We start from the raw sequence: 511 nt of genomic DNA, 5'->3' as shown, positions 1-511 counted from the left end.
ACCCCAGCCGCATGAAGGCCGGCTACTCGCCGCCGCCGAAGCCCCGCGGCGATGCCGACGGCGCCTTCGAGCGCGCGCCCGTGAAGATCGAGGCCGAGTACTACAGCGGCGTGGAGCACCACAACCCGATGGAGATGCACGCCTCCACCGTGCTGCGCGGGGACGACGGCCACCTCACCATCTACGACAAGACGCAGAGCCCGCAGAACAGCCGCTGGCTGGTCTCGCGCGTGTTCGGCCTGGGCGAAGACGAAGTCACCGTGCGCAACCCGTTCGTGGGCGGCGCCTTCGGCTCCGGGCTGCGCCCGCAGTACCAGCTCGTGCTCGCGGTGATGGCGGCGCTGCACCTGCAGTGCTCCGTGCGCGTGGTGCTCACGCGCCAGCAGATGTTCACCTTCGGCCACCGGCCCGAGACCTGGCAGCGCCTGAAGCTCGCGGCCGACCGCGACGGCACGCTGCGCGCCATCGTGCACGAGGCGGTGGCGGAAACCTCGCGCATGGAGGACTACGT

General features: G+C 70.8%; 1 protein-coding gene. It reads left to right on the top strand.

Features of this window, described 5'->3' with window-relative positions:
- Window positions 1–511 (top strand): molybdopterin cofactor-binding domain-containing protein (locus HNV26_RS37445; protein WP_171453049.1); only part of this gene is annotated, 511 nt, incomplete at both ends.

Source organism: Myxococcus xanthus (genome assembly GCF_013116825.1).
In the GTDB taxonomy this organism is placed as follows: domain Bacteria; phylum Myxococcota; class Myxococcia; order Myxococcales; family Myxococcaceae; genus Myxococcus; species Myxococcus xanthus_B.
This window is presented reverse-complemented; position numbering and strand designations above follow the sequence as displayed.